The organism is Pseudomonas sp. X10, from assembly GCF_054889225.1.
In genome coordinates this window covers 3424728-3443198 of sequence record NZ_CM142677.1, presented here as the reverse complement: position 1 = coordinate 3443198, position 18471 = coordinate 3424728, and the positions used below count along the sequence as shown (strand labels likewise).

Here is an 18471-nt window from a genome sequence, read left to right as displayed (position 1 = left end):
CACTGATCGACTGAAAAGGTATTGACCATGATCCTGCTCAACTTCAACGGCAAGAAAATCAAAGGCACGTCGACCGTCTCCGGCCACACCGACTGGATCACCATCGATGCCTTGCAGATGGGCGTCGGTCGCGCCATCTCCACCAGCGGTGGCGGGGCCGACCGTGACACCAGCAACCCTTCGTTCTCGGAAATCTCCCTGACCAAGGCCACCGACCTGGCCTCGGCCGACCTGTTCATGGAAGCGGTGTGTGGCAAGAGCCTGGGCAAGGCCGAGATCCACTTCATCCAGACCGGGGGCGCCGAGAAGAAAGAGCAGGTGTTCCTCAAGCTGGAACTGGAGGAGGCGATCATCAGCTCCTATTCGGCCAACAGCAACGGCGAGCGCCCCAGTGAAACCTTCTCCATCAACTTCACCAAGATCAGCTACCAGTACGACTCCTTCAGCGGTGAGAAGATCACCACCGGCACACCGAAGAAGTGGGACCTGGAAGCCAACGCCAAGATCTGACCCAGGCCTGGGGCGGGCCGGTATCCCGGTACTGGTCCACCCCATGAGTCGACTGGAGCTGCGTCGATGATTGTCTCCCTATCCTATCTCCCGAAGGCCTGCCCATGGCCGAACTGACCAGCAGGGAACGCTTGCAGCCCTCGTTGCTCGATCGCCTGAGCGACGATGCCCGCGAGCAGACCCAAGAGTTGCGCGAGCAGCGCGTGTTGTCGATGCGCAATTTGCGCCGGGCAGTGCTGCGCGACCTGGGCTGGCTGCTCAACAGCACGAACCTGGGCAGCGTCCAGGAGCTTGGCGGCTACCCACTGGCCAGGCGCTCGGTGCTCAACTTCGGCTTGCCGGACCTGTCCGGCAAGACCATCACGGGGCTTGATCCGCAGGCCCTGGCCCGGCGCATCCATCAGGTCATCGAGGATTTCGAGCCGCGGATCCTGCGCGACAGTATCCGCGTCACGTTGTTGCCGGTGGTCAGCGAACAAGGCAGCCCCAACCAGGTGGCGTTCGAGATCCATGGCGAGCTGTGGGGGCAGCCGTTGCCCGAGCGCCTGTACCTGAAGACCGAACTGGACCTTGAGGCCGGTGAAGTGAAGCTCTACGACATCGATTTCGGAGGCGCCCGGTGAACGAACGACTGCTGCGCTACTACGAGCGTGAGCTCCAGCACCTGCGGGAAATGGGTGGCGAGTTCGCCCGTGATTATCCCAAGGTCGCCGGGCGCCTGGGGCTTGAGACCCACGCCTGTGCTGACCCTTATGTCGAGCGTCTGCTCGAAGGCTTCAGCTTTCTGGCGGCACGCGTGCAATTGAAGATCGATGCCGAGTTCCCGCGGTTCACTAACCATCTGTTGGAGCTGGTCTACCCCCATTACCTGACGCCGATGCCCGCCACTGCGGTGGTGCAACTACAACCGGACATGAGCGAAGGTAGCCTGGCCCAGGGGTTCACCGTGCCACGCGGCACGGCGCTGCATAGCCTGCTGGGCAAAGGCGACCAGACCGCCTGCGAGTTTCGCACTGCCCACGATGTCACCCTATGGCCGATAGCGCTTACCGAGGCGCGCTATTTCGCCTGCGCCGGACAGGTCGGCGGCGTCGAGCTGTCGCGCCTGGGGCCGGTCAAAGCCGCGTTGCGCCTGCGTCTTGAGGTCGGCGCAGGGCTTGTCTTCAACGAACTGGACCTGACCAGCCTCAGCTTGTACCTGCGTGGTGCCGACGGCCATGCCGGGCGCATGCTCGAGCAGTTGCTGGCACAGTCGGTCGGCCTGCTGGTTCAGCCGGTGCAGGACGACAGCCGCTGGCATGAGGTGCTCGAGCGCCCGGTGATCCGCGTCCATGGCTTCGATGACGAGCAAGCGCTGCTGCCGGCAGGGCCACGCTCGTTCCAGGGGTATCGCTTGCTGCAGGAGTACTTCACCTTGCCTCAGCGCTTCCAGTTCGTCGAACTGGGTGGCCTGGGGGCGGCAGTCAAGCGCTGCGAGGTCAGCCAGTTGGATGTGATCGTGCTATTGCGCAGCTTCAACCCGGTGCTGGAAAACAGCACCAGCGCCGCCCAGTTCGCTTTGCATTGCACCCCGGCGATCAACCTGTTCCCCAAGCGCGCCGACCGTGTGCACCTGTCCGATCAGCAGTCCGACTACCACGTGGTGCCGGATCGCACCCGTCCCATGGACTACGAGATCTACCAGGTCACCGGCGTCACTGGCTATGACAGTGGCGCCGAGGCCGAGCAGCATTTCGCTTCGTTCTACCATGCCAATGATCTGCAGGGCGTGGGGGCCGGCGCCTGGTACCAGGTACGCCGCGACAGACGGGCGCTGTCCGAGCAGCAGCGTCGGCAGGGCCCGCGCTCAAGCTATATCGGTAGCGAAATCTTCCTGTCGCTGGTCGATGTACACGAAGCGCCATACCGCAGCGATCTGCGCCAATTGGGGGTCGATACCCTGTGCACCAATCGCGATCTGGTACTGAGCATGCCAGTGGGCGGTGGCCGGACCGATTTCACGGTCGAGTCTGGCGCGCCGGTACGGGCAGTGCGTTGTGTAGCCGGGCCCACCGCGCCGCGTGTCTCGTTCGCCGAGGGCGAGACGGCCTGGCGGCTGGTCAGTCACCTTTCACTCAATTACCTGTCGCTGCTCGACCAGGACCCGGAGCAGGGCGCCACGGCGCTGCGCGAGCTGCTGCGTCTGTATTGCGGCCCTGATGACAGCTCGGCGCACAAGCAGATCGACGGCCTGCGCTCGGTGGCCGCCCGCTCGATCGTGCGGCGCCTGCCGTTGCCGGGGCCGATCACCTACGGGCGCGGCCTGCAGGTCAGCGTGACCCTCGACGAAAGCGCCTTCGAAGGTGCCGGGGTGTTCATCTTTGGGGCTGTGCTAGAGCAGTTCTTCGCCAAGTACGTAGCGCTCAATGCCTTTACCGAGACGCAGGTCATTAGCACCACGCGTGGGGTGATCATGCAGTGGCCGACGAGGGTAGGGCGATGCGAGATCCTGTAGCCCTGCTGCAACGCCTGCAGCAGCACCCCGCAGCTTTCGACTTCCACGCTGCGTTGCGCCAGTTGGAGTGCGCTTTCGCCGACCGGCCGCGGATCGGCCAGGCCAGTCACCCCGCCGACGAAGCGCTGCGCTTTGGCCAGCAACCGTCGCTGGCCTTCGAGCCGGCGATGCTCGCCAACTTGCACCCGGCTGACGAGCAACGCCCACCGCTGCTGCTGTTGAATTTCTTCGGCCTGCTCGGCGCCAACGGCCCGATGCCGTTGCACCTGAGCGAATACATCCGTGATCGTCAACGCAACCTCAACGATCCGACGTTGGCGCGCTTCTGCGATGTATTTCATCACCGCCTCATCAGCCTGTTCTACCGCGCCTGGGCCTGTGCGCAGCCCGCAGTGAGCCTGGACCGTCCGGGGGCGGATCGCTTTTCGATGTACGTCGCCTCGCTGATCGGACTGGGCATGCCCTCGCTGCAGGGGCGTGACGCCGTGCCTGACCTGGCCAAGCAGCACTACGCCGGGCGTCTGGCGCCGCAGGTCCGCAATGCTGGCGGACTGGCGGCGCTGTTGGGTGATTTCTTCCGGGCGCCGGTCAAGGTCGAGCAGTTCGTCGGCCACTGGATGACTCTGCCTGCCGATGGCCTGTGCACCCTGCGCAGTGGGCCCGACGCCGTGCGCCTGGGGGAAGGGAGCGTGCTCGGTCGCAAGGTATGGAATGCCCAAGGCAAATTCCGCGTGGTCATCGGCCCGCTGGACATGGACCAGGTTCGCCGGCTGCTGCCGGGCGGGGAAAGCCTGCAGCGCCTGAGCGCCTGGGTCCGCCAGTACGCGGGGCTGGCACTGGACTGGGACGTCAACCTGGTCGTCGCCCGTCAGCACCTGCCCGGTACCCGCCTGGGCAAGGAGGCGCGCCTGGGCTGGAGCAGTTGGCTGAGCGGCGCTCCACCGGACGAGGACGACCGTCAGTTGCTGATCAATCCCCGTGTTGCGTTATCCACTTCATCGCAAGGAGCCAGTCATGGCTGAAATCAGTCGGGTTGCCCTGTTCGGCAAGCTCAATGGCCTGTGTTACCGGGCCATCGAAAGCAGCACAGTGTTCTGCAAATTGCGCGGCAACCCCTACGTGGAGCTGGTGCACTGGCTGCACCAGTTGCTGCAACTGGACGATTGCGACCTGTCACGCGTCGTTCGCCACTATGAGCTAGACCCGGCACGGCTGGCGCGTGACCTGACTACGGCGCTGGATCGCCTGCCGCGTGGCTCGACCTCGATCACCGACCTGTCGTCGCAACTGGAGGAGAGCGTCGAGCGCGCCTGGGTGCAGGCGACGCTGATGTTCGGTGAGTCGCAGGTGCGCTCCGGGCACCTGCTGGTCGGCCTGCTCAAAGACCGTGGCCTGCGCAATGGCCTGCTGGCGGTGTCCAGCGAGTTCGCCAGGGTCAAGGTCGATGACCTGATTGAGCGCTTTGCCGAACTGCTGGATGGCTCGCCCGAGGCTCGTCAGATCGCCACCGATGGCTTCCAGCTGGCGCCGGGCGACGTCTCTGGCGCCCTCGCTCCATCTGCGCAGGGTGGCCAGCAGGCGCTTGCGCAGTTCACCATTGATCTCACCAGGCAGGCCCGTAGTGGGGAGTTGGACCCGATCGTCGGACGTGACGACGAGATCCGCCAGGTCATCGACATCCTCATGCGTCGTCGGCAGAACAATCCGATCCTGGTGGGCGAGGCGGGGGTCGGCAAGACCGCCGTGGTCGAAGGTTTCGCCCAGCGCATCGTTCGTGGTGACGTGCCTCCGGCGCTGCGCGAGGTGCGGCTGCTGGTGCTGGATGTCGGCCTGCTGCAGGCCGGGGCGAGCATGAAAGGCGAGTTCGAGCAGCGCTTGCGCACGGTGATCGACGAAGTGCAGGCCAGTAGCAAGCCGGTGATCCTGTTCATCGACGAGACCCACACCCTGGTCGGTGCCGGTGGCGCCGCGGGCACCAGTGATGCGGCCAACCTGCTCAAGCCCGCGTTGGCCCGTGGCACATTGCGTACGATCGGTGCCACCACCTTCGCGGAGTACAAGAAGCATATCGAGAAGGACCCGGCACTGACCCGGCGCTTCCAGACCGTGCAGGTCGATGAGCCCGACGAAGCCCGCGCATTGCTGATGCTGCGCGGTATCGCCAATGCCATGGCCCATCACCACCAGGTGCAGATCCTCGACGTGGCGCTGCAGGCAGCGGTGCGTCTGTCCCACCGCTACATCCCCGCGCGGCAGTTGCCGGACAAGGCTATCAGCCTGCTGGACACTGCCTGTGCCCGGGTCGCCATCAGTTTGCATGCTACCCCGGCGCAGGTGGACGACAGCCGGCGGCGGATCGAGGCGTTCGAGACCGAACTGGCGATCATCGACCGCGAGCGGGCACTGGGCGTCGATATCCAGGCGCGCCAGGCCACTGTCGATGAGCAACTGCTGCAGGAGCGCGGTCGTCTCGACGAGCTGGAGGCGCGCTGGGCCAGCGAGCAGGAACAGGTGGCGGCGATTCTCGGACTGCGCGCGCAATTGGCAGGCGACGGCGGTGCGAGTGGGGACCTGGACGAGCTTCGCGTCCGCCAGCACGCCCTGACCCAGGCCCAGGGCGAAACGCCGCTGATCCTGTCGACCGTCGATGAACAAGCGGTCGCCTCGGTGGTGCAGGACTGGACCGGCATCCCGGTAGGGCGCATGGTGCGCAACGAGATCGACAACGTGCTCAACCTGGCCGACACCCTGGCGCGTCGTATCATTGGTCAGCCCCATGCGCTGGAGGCCATCGCCCGACGCATCCAGACCGCCCGAGCGGGTCTGGACAACCCTGGCAAGCCGGTGGGCGTATTCCTGCTCGCGGGTACCTCCGGGGTCGGCAAGACCGAGACGGCCCTGGCGCTGGCCGAGTCGCTATATGGCGGTGAGCACAACCTGATCACCGTCAACATGAGCGAGTACCAGGAAGCGCATACCGCCTCCAGCCTCAAGGGCGCGCCACCGGGGTATGTCGGTTATGGCGAGGGAGGGGTGCTGACCGAGGCGGTGCGGCGCAAGCCCTACAGCGTGGTGCTGCTGGACGAGATCGAGAAGGCGCACCCCGACGTGCACGAGTTGTTCTTCCAGGTGTTTGACAAGGGCTGGATGGAAGACGGCGAGGGCAGGGTGATCGACTTCAAGAATACCGTGATCCTGCTCACCACCAATGTTGGCACCGAAACCATCAGCCGGCTGTGCCATCGCTCGGACCTGCCGCCCGACCCGGAGATCCTCGGCAAGGCCCTGCGCGAGCCGCTGCTGAATGTGTTTCCGCCGGCGCTGCTTGGGCGTGTGGTGGTGGTCCCCTATTACCCGCTGAGCGACGCCATGCTCGCCAGCATCATCCGCCTGCAGTTGGGCCGCATCGGACAACGCCTGCGCGAGCGTCACGGCCTGCCGTTCAGTTTCGACGAGGACGTGGTGGCGCTGATTGCCAGTCGCTGCACCGAGCTTGAGAGTGGCGGGCGGATGATCGACGCGATCCTGACCCATTCGGTACTGCCCGCCATTAGCCGTGAATTCCTCGAACGGATGATGCGTGCTCAGCCGGCCACCCAGGTGCATGTCAGTGTGCGCGATGGGGCGTTTCATTACGTGTTCGATGACACCGTAGGAGTGGACCCATGATCATCACCATGCATTTGCATACCGGCTTTTTCCTCTACGCCGAGGCCATCGCACAGATGCGTACGCTGCTTAAACTGGCTAACGGGCGTAGGGGTTATTTTCGCCTCGACCTGATACTGGAGCCCGGCCAGGAGGTGGCCGCAAGCCTGCTGATGGCGCGCAAGTCGCTGTACATCGTTGCCTTCCTCGGCGCTTCCAACACCTGGTACCGCTTCGCTGACTGCGATTGGTCGTTGGACGCTCAACTGGCCGTCGGTGGCAACAGCGTCAAGGTCAAGAATACGGAAATGAAAAGCTCCCATACCGAGTTGCGGACCAATACCCAAACGACTACCTATTCGGCCTTCACCCGCATGAAGCTGGCGGCGCTACGCGACTACAGCGGTGGCAATTACGACCACCTCAGGTTGCCGTTGTCGTTCGCCGTGGTGGCTTGCGCCGAGGCGGTGCGCTTCAAGGAAACCGAGCGGCGTATCGAACGGCTGCTGGCCAGCGAGCACGAATCCTATAAACCGCTTGCCGACTGGCAGACGCTGTTTCGGGACTGGGAAAAACTGACCGACAGCAACGATGCCAAAGTCTGGGTGCGCCACCTGCGCTGAAGCGCGCGACCGTATCCTGGCCGACCATTGAGGTAACGAGCATGTCTGAACGCGACGGCAAGAAAAACAGCTACGAATTCATCAAGGCTCTGGAGGAGGCGGCGGACCCCGACTTCGTCAAAGCCGACAAGAACGGGCCGATCCTCAACCTGTACAAGATCGACTTCCGCTACCTGCCGGTGGATGCGCGAGTCAAGCAGCTGATGCGTACCCTCATGCAGTCGGCGGCCCCCTATGATTGCAGCGCCAATGCCACCTCTATCGGCGACGACACCCTGGGCGCGATGCGTCAGATCCATGCCAACACCCCCTGTTACCTGCCGCAACTGACGGCCCAGCAACCGTCGTCCGGGCGTGGCCAGCTTTACGATGCCTATGCACGGGCCAACAAGCATCACTCCTCCGATCGCGGCGGCGGCAACAGCTCCACGGGCTATGTCGAGTACACCGCGGGCGACCTGGACAGCTACGGGTGGGGCGGCAATCGCTTTCGTATCGTCTTCGACTACGTCAACTCGCGGTTGTACTTCGCGCCGCTGCACTACGCCTCGTGGCGCTACAGCGGCAGCCAGTTGGAGATCGTCGACAAGCCCGCGGCGTTCTCCGGACATCCCAACCCGTTCTTCTGGATTACCGACATCAAGTGACCCCGGGCCTGCGTGCCTTCGAGAGCTTTCCATGAAAAAGAAACAAGACTTCGCTTTCTCCTGTGGTGCGGCCTCCCTGCTTTGTGCGGCGATGGAGCTTGGTGTCGACCGTCTGCCGGAGACCGGTTCGCGCTGCACGGGACAGGCCCTGCAAGCCAACTACTTCTGCGAGGCGGCGCTGTACCAGATCACCTCGGGCTCGGTCACGGGTGGTCGGGTGACACAGACCGACCTGACCAAGCTGGGCTATTCCTTCCCGCATAACGTCGCCATCGCTGCCCGCGAGCTGGGGCTGGACGTGAAGATCTACATGAGCGGCATGATCGCCAGCGCGCTGTCGACCTTCTACCCCGATGCCGAGGCCAAGTGCGTTAGGGCCGGTTTTGCCATCCTCCATTGCGAGCCACCTGCGCTGGCGGCCAATCGCCGCGCACTGAAGATCGTGATGACTTTCGGCATTGGCCTGCACTACGTGATGCAGCGGCCAGACGGCACCTTCATGGACCCGGGGGACGGCAATGACTTTTCCGATTTCAAGAAGATGAACACCTGGTCCAAGCTCTACAACGACACCGGCATCACCCTGGTGCTGGAGCGGCCCGTACCCGCCGCTGCGGCCTGATAGCGCGCCCGCGCCTACACCGCCCTGCAGAGCGCTGCCGTACCTGCAGGCGCGGGCTTGCTTCGCGATGAGGCCGGCACTGACGCCCATACAGCTGGCCCGCATGTTTTCCAATCCGCATGGAATAAACCTCCACCTCCGCCTGTTGTATCCGCATGCCAGCTCTCCTGGCCGAGCCCGCGTGAAGGAGTCGTCGATGCCCGTTATCCAAGCCAACCGCGAAATTGCCGTGACCAGCGTACTGGGTGCCGATGTGCTGTTGTTCCGGCGCATGAGCGCCAGCGAAGGCCTGTCGGTCCTGAGCGAATACCGCATCGACCTTTACAGCGAGCGCACCGACCTGGAATTCGACGACCTGTTGGCCACGCCCATGACCGTCTCGGTCGCGCTACCCAAGGGCGGGCAACGTCATTTCAGCGGTATGATCACACGCTTCGCCTATACCGGGCGCCAGGGGCGCTTCGCCACCTATCATGCCGTGTTGCGACCGTGGTTGTGGTTCCTCACGCGCAGCAGCGATTGCCGGATTTTCCAGCAGCAGAGCGTGCCGGACATCGTCAAGGCGGTATTCGCGGCGTACACCATCGCCGATATTGACACGGCCGGACTCAGCGGCAGCTACCCGGTGCTGGAGTACTGCGTGCAGTACCGCGAGAGCGATTTCGACTTCGTCAGCCGCCTGTTGGAACAGGAGGGTATCTACTACTTCTTTCGCTGCTCGGCCGGGCGTCATACCCTGGTACTGGCCGACGGTTATGGCGCCCACGCACCGGCGCCGGGCTACGCGCAGGTCCGCTACATGCCCGCGCAGGATCAGGCCATGCGCGACAGCGAGGTGATCTACGACTGGCGGATGAGTGGGGAGGTCGAGCCGGGCGCTTGGGCGTTGCAGGACTACGATTTTGAAAAGCCCTCGGCCAACCTGCTGGTCAAGTCGACCCAGGCGCGCGACTACGCTCAGTCGCGCCACGAGTGCTACGACTATCCCGGTAAGTACCGCGAGCGCCACCAGGGCGAGACCTACGCGCGTCATCGGGTCGAGGCACGGCATACTAGCCACCGCCGTATCGAGGGTGAAACCCGTGCGCGTGGCCTGTTTCCCGGCGCCTTGTTCACCCTCGCCGAGCACCCGCGCGACGATCAAAACCAGCAGGTGCTGGTGCTCGCCGCCCGCTACGAGCTGTCGTCCGATACCTACGAGCCGACCCGCCCCGAAGACCCGGCGCCGGTGCTCACCTGCAGCTTCACCGCGCTGTCGTGCCAGCACGAATTCCGCCCGCCCTGTGTGACGTCCCGGCCACTGGTGCATGGTCCGCAGACCGCCAAGGTCGTAGGCAAGCAGGGCGAGGAGATCTGGACCGACCAGTACGGCCGGGTCAAGGTGCAGTTCCACTGGGACCGCGAAGGTAAGGAGGATGAGAACAGCTCCTGCTGGATCCGTGTGGCTCAGGGCTGGGCGGGCAAGCGCTGGGGTAGCCTGTTCCTGCCCCGCATTGGCCAGGAGGTGATCGTCAGTTTTCTCGAAGGCGATCCCGACCGACCGCTGGTCACCGGCAGTGTCTACAACGCTGAGGTCATGCCGCCCTACACGTTGCCGGAACAGGCCACCCGCTCCACCCTCAAGAGCCACTCGTCCAAGGGCGGCAGTGGCTACAACGAGCTGCGCTTCGAGGACAAGAAAGGCGCCGAGCAGGTGTTCATCCACGCTGAAAGGAACATGGACCAGCGCATCGAGCAGGACGCCCTGGACTGGGTGGGCGGCGAGCGTCATTCACAGGTCAGCAAAGACGTGCGCGAGCGTATCGGCGGTGATCGCCACCAGCATGTGCTGGGTGACCGCAACGACAAGACCGGTGGCAGCCTGGCCCAGGTCGCCGGCTGCGACCTAATTCTCGACGGTGCCATGAAAGCCAGCCTCAGTGGTGGCACGGACGTGTACATCAAGGGTGGCATGAACGTGGTGATCGAGGCTGGGGCGAGCATCACCCTCAAGGCCGGCAGTTCGTTCCTCAGCATCGGCCCGACCATCATTGCCTCGATGATCCCGCTGCCTCTGCCGCAGGCCGCCGCAGCCGCCAACGCCTTGGTGCTGGCCAGCCGGCCGGGGGCAGTCGGCGCACCACTCGAACCTAAGGAGGCCGACAATGGCAAGCAATGATTCGTGCGCCTACTCCTCTGACAGGAGATCGCCATGCCACTGAAACTGCAGGTCAAGACCTACCGTGAGCAGCCGCTCGTGTCCGAGCTGTCGTGCCTGGTGGAGGCGGCCGCCAGCCTGGGCCGCGCGCCGGGCAACGATCTGGTGCTGGACGACCCGGGCAAGTACATCTCCCGTGTCCATGCTCGGGTCGAGCGGCGCGAGGCGAACTGGTACCTGGTGGACATTGGTAGCAACCCCAGCGTGGTCAATGAGCGCCTGCTCGGCAGCAGCCGCGAGACCTTGTTGCGGGTAGGCGACCAAGTGGTGATCGGCGATTACCGGATCGAAGTATCGCTGCAAGATGACGGGGGGGACCCGGACCAGACTGGCTTGGGTGGCACCCAGACTTTGGCGGTATTCGTGCCGCCCCCAGCATCCGAGCCCAAGGTGCTGCCGCCGCTGCAGGAAGCCCCGGTGGTGCGTAGCGAACCGGGCTTCAGCAAGCCCGAGGTGGAGGTCGATCCGCTGGCTGCAGCCAGCATCCTGCAGCATGAGGCATTGTTCGCGCCTGTGGCGCAGCATGACGATCCATTGGGCCTGAAGCTATTCGGCCAGGACGCGCCGGCAGTGCTGCCCCCCTTGTTCGAGCGCAACGAGCCCGAGCCGCTGCTGCCGGTGCTTGAAGGGGCGCAGAGCGATCACCTGTCACCGGAGCTGCAGGCTTTGCCTCCTGCCGCGCCTGTACCGGCCAGCGCGTTGATTCCCGATGGCTACGATGCCCTGGCCGATCTCATCGCGGCGCCGGCACTGCATGAACCCATCACGCCGGTGTCGACTGTGGCGCAGGTCGAAGCGCCCGAGCTGGCAACACCGGTGTCGGGCGAGTCGGTCGTCACCGAACCCGGTACCGACACTGCTGTGCTCCACGCCCTGCTCGCAGGTCTTGGGCTGCCCGGTTTGCGCACGGCGCGTAGCCCCGAGGCGTTGGCCCGGTTGGCTGGCGAGATGCTCCGCGAAGCCACTGGCGGCACCATGGGCGTGTTGATGGCCCGTGCTCTGACCAAGCGTGAGAGCCATATCGAGATGACCATGATCGGCGCCCGCTCGAACAACCCGCTGAAGTTTTTTCCCGATCCCGTCAGCGCCCTGAGCCAGATGCTCAGCACCGATGCGCCAGCCTACCTGCCCGCCGTGCAGGCCCTGCGCGCGGCCTTCGATGACCTCAAGGCCCATGAGCTGGCGCTGATCGCCGGCATGCGTGAGGCGCTGAGCGAAGTGGTACAGCGCTTCGAACCCGGACAGATCGAACGGCGGATGGCTGCGCCTAATGCCCTGCAGCGTTGGTTGCCCGGTGGGCGCAAGGCGCGCCTGTGGGATCGCCTCACCGAGCTGTACGAAGAGCTGGTCCGCGATGGCGATGACGATCTGCAGCGGATCTTCGGCGAGAAGTTCTCACTGGCCTACCAGCAGCAGGTCGCGCGACTGCGCGAACAGCCCTAGCTGTATGTCTGCTTGTTTTCATTTGCTCACGCGAGACCCCGTCATGTCCTGGAACAGCAAAGTCATATGGTCGGAGGGCATGCTCCTGCAGCCCCAGCATCTGCAGCAGCACGACCGTTTTCTCAATACCCACCTGGAGGCCCGGGTCGTTGGCCTGCGCCCTTATGCCTGGGGCTTCTCGCGCCTGGAAATCGACGAGCAGCACCTGGCGCTGGGCAAGCTGGCGCTCAAGTCCTATAGCGGTGTACTGCCTGACGGCACGCCGGTCGGCCTGCCGTTCGACGAGATGCCCGCTCCCCTGGAGGTTTCCGCCGATGCCCGTGACCTGACAGTGGTCCTGGCGCTGCCTACCGCCCGCCACGGCGTAGCCGAGGTGGATGGGCGCGAGGGCGCAGAAAACTTCGCCCGTCATCGCAGCGTCGAGTATGAGGTCTGGGACAGCAACGGCCTGGATAACAGCGCTCTGATGAACATCGGCAAGCTGCGCTTGCGCCTGGCCTTGGCCAGCGATGTCGCAGACGCCCACGCTACCCTTGGGGTGGCCCGGATACTCGAGCGCCGTGCCGATCAGCGGGTCGTGCTGGATCCGGTGTTCTGCGCGCCGAGCCTCGATGTGCGTGCCGCGCCGCGCCTGGCCGAGTTTGTCGAGGAACTGCTGGGACTGCTGCAGCAGCGCGGCACGGCCATGGCAGAGCGTCTGGCGCAACCTGCGGCCAGCGGCGTGGCGGAAATCGCCGACTTCCTGCTGCTGCAGGTGCTCAACCGCAGCGAGCCGCTGGTACGTCACCTGGTCGACATGAGCGGCTTGCACCCGGAGATGCTGTATCGCGAGTTGAGCCAACTAGCGGGTGAACTGGCAACCTTCACCCAGGCCGACAAGCGCGCCCGGCGTTATCCGGTGTACCGCCACGACGCCCTGGCCGAAACCTTTGCCCCGGTGATGCTCGACCTGCGCCGTGCACTGGCCACGGTGATCGATGCACGGGCCATCCAGATTCCTCTCGAAGAGCGTCAGTTCGGCATTCGCGTGGCGGTGCTGCCGGACCGCGCGCTGCTGCGTTCGGCCACCTTCGTGTTGGCGGTGCATGCGCAGATGCCGGCTGAGGCGCTGCGCAGCGGCTTCCCGCCTCAGGTCAAGCTGGGGTCGGTGGAGAAGATCCGTGACATGGTCAACCTGCAACTGCCCGGTATCGGCTTACGGCCATTGCCGGTGGCGCCTCGGCAACTGCCATTCCATGCCGGCTTCACCTATTTCGAGCTCGACCGCAACAGCGAGTACTGGCAGCAACTGACCCAGTCGGCGGGCTTCGCCATGCACGTGGCCGGTAGCTTCCCCGGGCTGGACATGCAGTTCTGGGCCATCCGCAACGCCTGATCGATGCCCCTGAGGGCAGGTAAACCAGCATGAACGACAACGATTTCCCAGTGTCCGGGCAAGACCCGGACCACACCGTACTGTTGCCAACACCTGGCGGTCGACGCCCGAGTGGCGCTGCGACCGGCGAGCCCCGCGCCGTTTTCGCGGAGCCGGTGCCGGCGTTGTGCGGCGACGGCTTGAACCCCTTGGTGCGTGCTGCCAATCCGCTGCTCGACCTGGTAGTGCCGCTGCGATCGATGACCCGCCTGCCGGACATGGAGTCACTGCGTGAGCGCTTGGTGCAGGCCATCCAGCAGTTCGAGGAACAGGCCCGCAACGCTCGCGTCGAACCCCAGAGCATCGTCGCGGCGCGCTACGCGCTTTGCACCTTGGTTGACGAAACCATTTCCAGCACGCCTTGGGGTGCAGGGGTGTGGGGCAGTCGCAGCCTGCTGGTGACCTTCCACAACGAAGCCTGGGGCGGTGAGAAGTTCTTCCTCATCCTGCAGCGCCTGAGCCAGGACCCGCGAACTCACCTCGACGTGCTGGAGCTGATGTATCTGTGCCTGGCCTTGGGCTTGGAGGGGCGCTACCGCGTGCTCGATCGTGGTTTTGACCAGTTGGCGACCCTGCGTGAGCGCCTGCTGCAACTGATCCGCCAGCAACGCGGGCCCATCGAGCAGGATCTGTCGCCACGCTGGCGTGGCGCGCCGACTGCACCGCGCTCGATGCTGCGGGTGGTGCCGTTGTGGGTGCTGGCGGCGGTGACGGCGGTGCTGTTGGCGATCTTGCAATTGACCTTCAATTGGTTGCTCAACAGCGATTCCGATCCGGTGTTCGCGCAGATGGCCGAGATTCGATTGGCTTCGCCGTTGAAGGTGGCGACACCGGCGGGGCCGGCGCCAGTACGGGTGTCGGGCTTGCTCGCGGCGGAGATCGCCCAAGGCCTGGTGAGCGTGCGCGAAACCGACGATCGCTCGATCATCACCCTGCGCGGTGATGGTGTGTTCGCCTCCGGCAGCGCCGAAGTCGCGACTGCCTTCGAGGCGTTGCTGGGACGTATTGGCGACGCTCTGAAGAGCGTGCCGGGCGAGGTGTTGGTGGTCGGGCACACTGACAATGTGCGGCCATCGGCGTCGTCACGCCTGTCATCGAACTTCGACCTTTCCAACGCTCGCGCCAAGGCGGTGGTGCGCCTGCTGGCCGAGCGTGCCGGCCCGGCCTCGCGCTACCGCAGCGAAGGCCGTGGCGAGAGCGAACCGCTGGTGGCCAACGACTCGGCCGCCAACCGCGCCCGTAACCGGCGAGTGGATATCACTGTATTTGTTCCTGCGCAGCCGCAGTGAGGATCAGGCCATGTCGTATCTGTTGAACCTGTTCGGACTGGTCAAGCGTTTTCTGGAGTGGTTCGCGCGCTCCTGGCTGCTATCGCTGCTGGGGGTACTGCTGCTCTCGCTGCTGATCTGGTACGAAGGTCCGCTGCTGTCGTTCGACGGCCGCGAGCCATTGGCCTCGGAGAGCTGGCGCTGGCGATTGATCGTCATGCTGGTGGCCCTGTGGGGAGGGTACCTCGCCTGGCGCGGCTATGTGGCTTGGCGTGCCAACCGGCAATTGATGGCCGGCGTTGCCAATGTCGACGCCGATACCCGTACACCGGGGGCCAAGGCGTCGGAGGCCGAGGTGGCGCTGCTCGGCGAGCGTATGCGAGCGGCCATGGCGGTCCTTCGCAAGGCCAGCCCAGGCCGGACTTTCGGTGGCCAGTACCTGTACCAATTGCCGTGGTACATGTTCGTCGGCGCGCCGGGCAGTGGCAAGACCACAGCCCTGACCCATTCGGGATTGCAGTTCCCCCTGAGCGAGTCGCTGGGTGCGGCCGCCATCGGCGGTATCGGTGGCACGCGTAACTGCGACTGGTGGTTCACCGACGAGGCGGTGCTGCTTGACACCGCAGGACGTTACACCACCCAGGACAGCGACACGGAAGTCGACAAGGCGGCTTGGCGCGGTTTTCTCGACCTGCTGAAGAAACATCGTCGCCGCAGCCCGCTCAATGGTGTGATCGTCGCCTTGAGTGTCAGCGACCTGTTGCAACAGGGCGACGCTGAGCGGCAGGTCCAGGCGCGGGCCATCCGTGCCCGTCTACAGGAACTGTACGAGCGGCTGGGCGTGCGTTTCCCTGTGTACGTGGTGGTCACCAAGTGCGACCTGATTGCCGGTTTCGTCGAGTTCTTCGAGCACTTCGGCCGTGAAGAGCGCGCGCAGGTCTGGGGCATGACCTTCGACTTGCCCGCTCCGGACCAGCCGGAGCAACCCGGCGCAGTGCTGGCCAGGTTCCCCGGTGAGTTCGATGCGTTGGAGCGCCAGTTGCAGGCCAGAGTGCTGGAGCGTATGCAGCAGGAGCGTGACCTGTCGCGGCGCGCCTTGCTCTACAGCTTCCCACAGCAGTTCGCCAGTATCGGTGATGTGCTCGGCGGCTTCCTTGGCAACGTATTCGAGCCCAACCGTTTCGAAGTACCGGCGCTGCTACGAGGCGTGTACTTCACCAGTGGTACCCAGGAGGGCAGCCCCATCGACCGGGTGCTGGTTTCGCTCGCTGCCTCCTTCGGGTTGGGGCGCAAAGTGTTGCCGGCAGGCTATGCTAGCGGGCGCAGCTACTTCATCACCCGGCTGCTGCGCGAGGTCATCTTCAAGGAGGCGGGCCTGGCTGCTGTCGACGCCCGCGTGGAGTGGCGACGGCGGCAATGGCTGCGGGCCGGCATGGTGCTGATCGGCGCGGTGTCTCTGCTGTTGGTGGTGGGTATGGGCATCAGTTACCAGCGCAACGAGACGCTGATCGAGCAGGCCAGGCTGCGCACCGCGGAGGTTGGGCAACTGGCCAGGGCCCTCCCGCGAGGGGGCTCGGTGCTACAGGCCTTGCCGTTGCTCGACGCAGCCCGCGAACTGCCTGGCGGCTATGCTCGACGCGACGATGGCGTGCCTCTGCTGATGCGCTTCGGTCTTTACCAAGGCTACAAGCTTGGCAGTGGTGCGCAGAGTTTGTATCGGCGTCTGCTGCGTAGCACCCTGCTGCCACACATCGTCGCCGACATGGAGAGCGCCCTGCGCCGTGGCGATGCCAGCAATCAGGAGTTCCTCTACGAGACCTTGCGCGTTTACCTGATGCTCGGCCAACGCCAGTTCTTCGATGCCGCCTCCGTGCAGGCCTGGGTCGATGTCGACTGGCGCCGCACGCTGCCCCAGGCCAGCGAGGCGCAGCGCCAGCAGTTGTGGGCGCATGTCGGCGCCTTGCTTAAGGACGAGGATGCCGAGCCTGCGCAACTGGATGCCGAGCTGATCGCCAAGACGCGCCTGACCCTGGCCGGGATGCCCTTGTCGCAGCGTATCTACAACCGTCTCAAGCGTCAGGTGGCCCAGGCCGGCCTGGCCGAGTTGAGCGTCAATGCCGCTGCCGGGCGCGATGCCTCGTCACTGCTGGCACGCAGCAGTGGAGCGCCGTTGTCGCGGGGTGTCAGCGGTGTCTACAGTGTCGCCGGCTACCGCGAACTGCTGGGCAAGCGTGAGCGCGCGGTGCAGGACATGGCGCGCGAGAGTTGGGTACTGGACCGCCAGGAGGCAGTGCTTGGCGCTGATAACAGAGCGTCGATGGCCGACGCTGTGCTGCAGCTGTACTACGCCGATTACATCCGTCAGTGGGATGCCTATCTGGCAGATATACGTCTGGTGCCGCTGACGGGGCTGAACCAGGCCTCGCTGGTGACCAACGCCCTGGCCGCCGCCGACTCGCCGCTGCGCCGCTTCCTGCAGGTGGCGGCGCAGGAAACCACGCTGGCCGGGGAGTTGGTCGAAAAGCCCGGCAATCCGGTCGAGCGTCTGGTGCGGGATAAGCTCGACACGGCGCGCAAGCGCCTGGAAAGCGCGTTGGACGATAACGCCACGGTGCCAGCCGCCGTGCCTACCGGTAATCCCGTGGACCAGCATTTCGCTGCGCTGCATGCCCTGGTCGGCAGCGCCACTCCGGCGTCGCTGGACGCATCCCTGGCCTTGCTCAAGGATGCCGCGCAGTTCTTCGACGGCGCCGAGGCCTCCCGTGGTGGTGGTGCGCCGGCGCCCTCTGGCGAAGTGCTCGGACGGGTAAAGCGTGCGGCGGGCGAGCAGCCGGCGCCGTTGTCGGCGATCCTGCGGGATGTCGACAGTGGTGGCGGTGCGCTGACTCTGGGTAACGAGCGTGAGCGTCTCAACGCGTTGTGGATGGCCACTGGCGCGCCGTTCTGCCGCGATGCCATCGCGGGACGCTATCCGCTGGTGCGTGATGCCAGTCGTGATGTGACGGCCGACGACTTCGGCCGTTTCTTCGCCCCTGGTGGCATCCTCGACGATTTCTTCAACAAGAATCTGGTCCCCTATGTCGACATGAGTCGAAGCCAATGGCGCTGGCGCAGCACCGGCAGCGCGCCGCTGAACATCCCCCAAGCCGTGCTCGACCAGTTCCAGCGCGGCGCGCGCTTGCGCGACATGTTCTTCGTCGCTGGCGCCCGGCAGCCGTCGCTGCGCTTCGACCTCAAACCGTTGAGCGCGGATCCTGGCCTGTCCCGGGTCGATCTGGACATCGCAGGTCAATCGGTGCCGTTCGAGGCGGGTGGCAATCCAGCCTTCACCCCGATCGTGCTACCCAGCGGCAAGGGCAGCGATTTGGTACGCCTGCAGGCGATACCGTCCCTGGGCCCAGGCCTGCGCAGCGACGGGCCATGGGCCTGGCTGCGCCTGCTCGACCAGGGGCAGGTGCGCGTGGACCAGGGCGAGCGCTACCTGCTGGCCTTCAGTGTGGAGGGGCGCGAGGTAACCTATGATCTGCGCGCCAGCAGTGTAATCAATCCGTTCCGCCGCGAGGCGCTCGAGCAGTTCCGCTGCCCTGCACGGTTCTAAGGGTAGG

The 18471-nt window shown here is 65.0% G+C and carries 13 protein-coding genes; all 13 read left to right on the top strand.

The genetic code is table 11. The annotated features are described in order from the left end of the window. Positions 1 to 27 precede the first annotated feature (27 nt). Complete coding sequence (locus ACYU03_RS15765) at positions 28 to 510, top strand: Hcp family type VI secretion system effector (RefSeq protein ID WP_461885584.1); 483 nt, start codon at positions 28 to 30, stop codon at positions 508 to 510. A 104-nt stretch (positions 511 to 614) separates the two neighbouring features. After that, positions 615 to 1133, top strand: a complete 519-nt coding sequence (gene tssE / locus ACYU03_RS15760) for a type VI secretion system baseplate subunit TssE (RefSeq protein WP_461885583.1) — start codon at positions 615 to 617, stop codon at positions 1131 to 1133. Then, positions 1130 to 3004, top strand: a complete 1875-nt coding sequence (tssF, locus tag ACYU03_RS15755) for a type VI secretion system baseplate subunit TssF (protein ID WP_461885582.1) — start codon at positions 1130 to 1132, stop codon at positions 3002 to 3004. The genes tssE and tssF overlap by 4 nt, the downstream gene beginning before the upstream one ends. Then, on the top strand, positions 2989 to 4026 hold the full coding sequence (gene tssG, locus ACYU03_RS15750; protein WP_461885581.1) for a type VI secretion system baseplate subunit TssG: 1038 nt from the start codon (positions 2989 to 2991) through the stop codon (positions 4024 to 4026). Before tssF ends, tssG begins: the two co-directional genes overlap by 16 nt. Continuing rightward, the gene (tssH, locus tag ACYU03_RS15745; RefSeq protein WP_461885580.1) at positions 4019 to 6673 is read left to right on the top strand and encodes a type VI secretion system ATPase TssH; all 2655 of its coding nucleotides are present in this window, start codon (positions 4019 to 4021) and stop codon (positions 6671 to 6673) included. The genes tssG and tssH overlap by 8 nt, the downstream gene beginning before the upstream one ends. Then, positions 6670 to 7275, top strand: a complete 606-nt coding sequence (locus tag ACYU03_RS15740) for a ribosome-inactivating family protein (protein ID WP_461885579.1) — start codon at positions 6670 to 6672, stop codon at positions 7273 to 7275. Before tssH ends, ACYU03_RS15740 begins: the two co-directional genes overlap by 4 nt. Positions 7276 to 7316: 41 nt before the next feature. Next, positions 7317 to 7922 carry a hypothetical protein gene (locus tag ACYU03_RS15735; RefSeq protein ID WP_461885578.1) on the top strand — a complete coding sequence of 202 codons (606 nt, stop codon included), beginning with the start codon at positions 7317 to 7319 and terminating at the stop codon, positions 7920 to 7922. A 31-nt stretch (positions 7923 to 7953) separates the two neighbouring features. Beyond that, positions 7954 to 8544, top strand: a complete 591-nt coding sequence (locus ACYU03_RS15730) for a hypothetical protein (RefSeq protein ID WP_461885577.1) — start codon at positions 7954 to 7956, stop codon at positions 8542 to 8544. A gap of 196 nt (positions 8545 to 8740) precedes the next feature. Next, on the top strand, positions 8741 to 10702 hold the full coding sequence (locus ACYU03_RS15725; protein ID WP_461885576.1) for a type VI secretion system Vgr family protein: 1962 nt from the start codon (positions 8741 to 8743) through the stop codon (positions 10700 to 10702). Between the two features lie 33 nt (positions 10703 to 10735). Further along, entirely contained in the window at positions 10736 to 12184 is a 1449-nt protein-coding gene (gene tagH / locus ACYU03_RS15720) for a type VI secretion system-associated FHA domain protein TagH (protein WP_461885575.1), read from the top strand. A gap of 43 nt (positions 12185 to 12227) precedes the next feature. Then, positions 12228 to 13559, top strand: coding sequence for a type VI secretion system baseplate subunit TssK (tssK, locus tag ACYU03_RS15715; RefSeq protein ID WP_461885574.1), 1332 nt, complete (start codon positions 12228 to 12230; stop codon positions 13557 to 13559). 29 nt (positions 13560 to 13588) lie between these two features. Next, positions 13589 to 14887: a type IVB secretion system protein IcmH/DotU gene (gene icmH, locus ACYU03_RS15710; protein ID WP_461885573.1), complete on the top strand. Its 1299-nt coding sequence runs from the start codon at positions 13589 to 13591 to the stop codon at positions 14885 to 14887. Between the two features lie 10 nt (positions 14888 to 14897). Beyond that, complete coding sequence (tssM, locus tag ACYU03_RS15705; RefSeq protein WP_461885572.1) at positions 14898 to 18464, top strand: type VI secretion system membrane subunit TssM; 3567 nt, start codon at positions 14898 to 14900, stop codon at positions 18462 to 18464. The last annotated feature ends 7 nt before the right edge of the window (positions 18465 to 18471 follow it).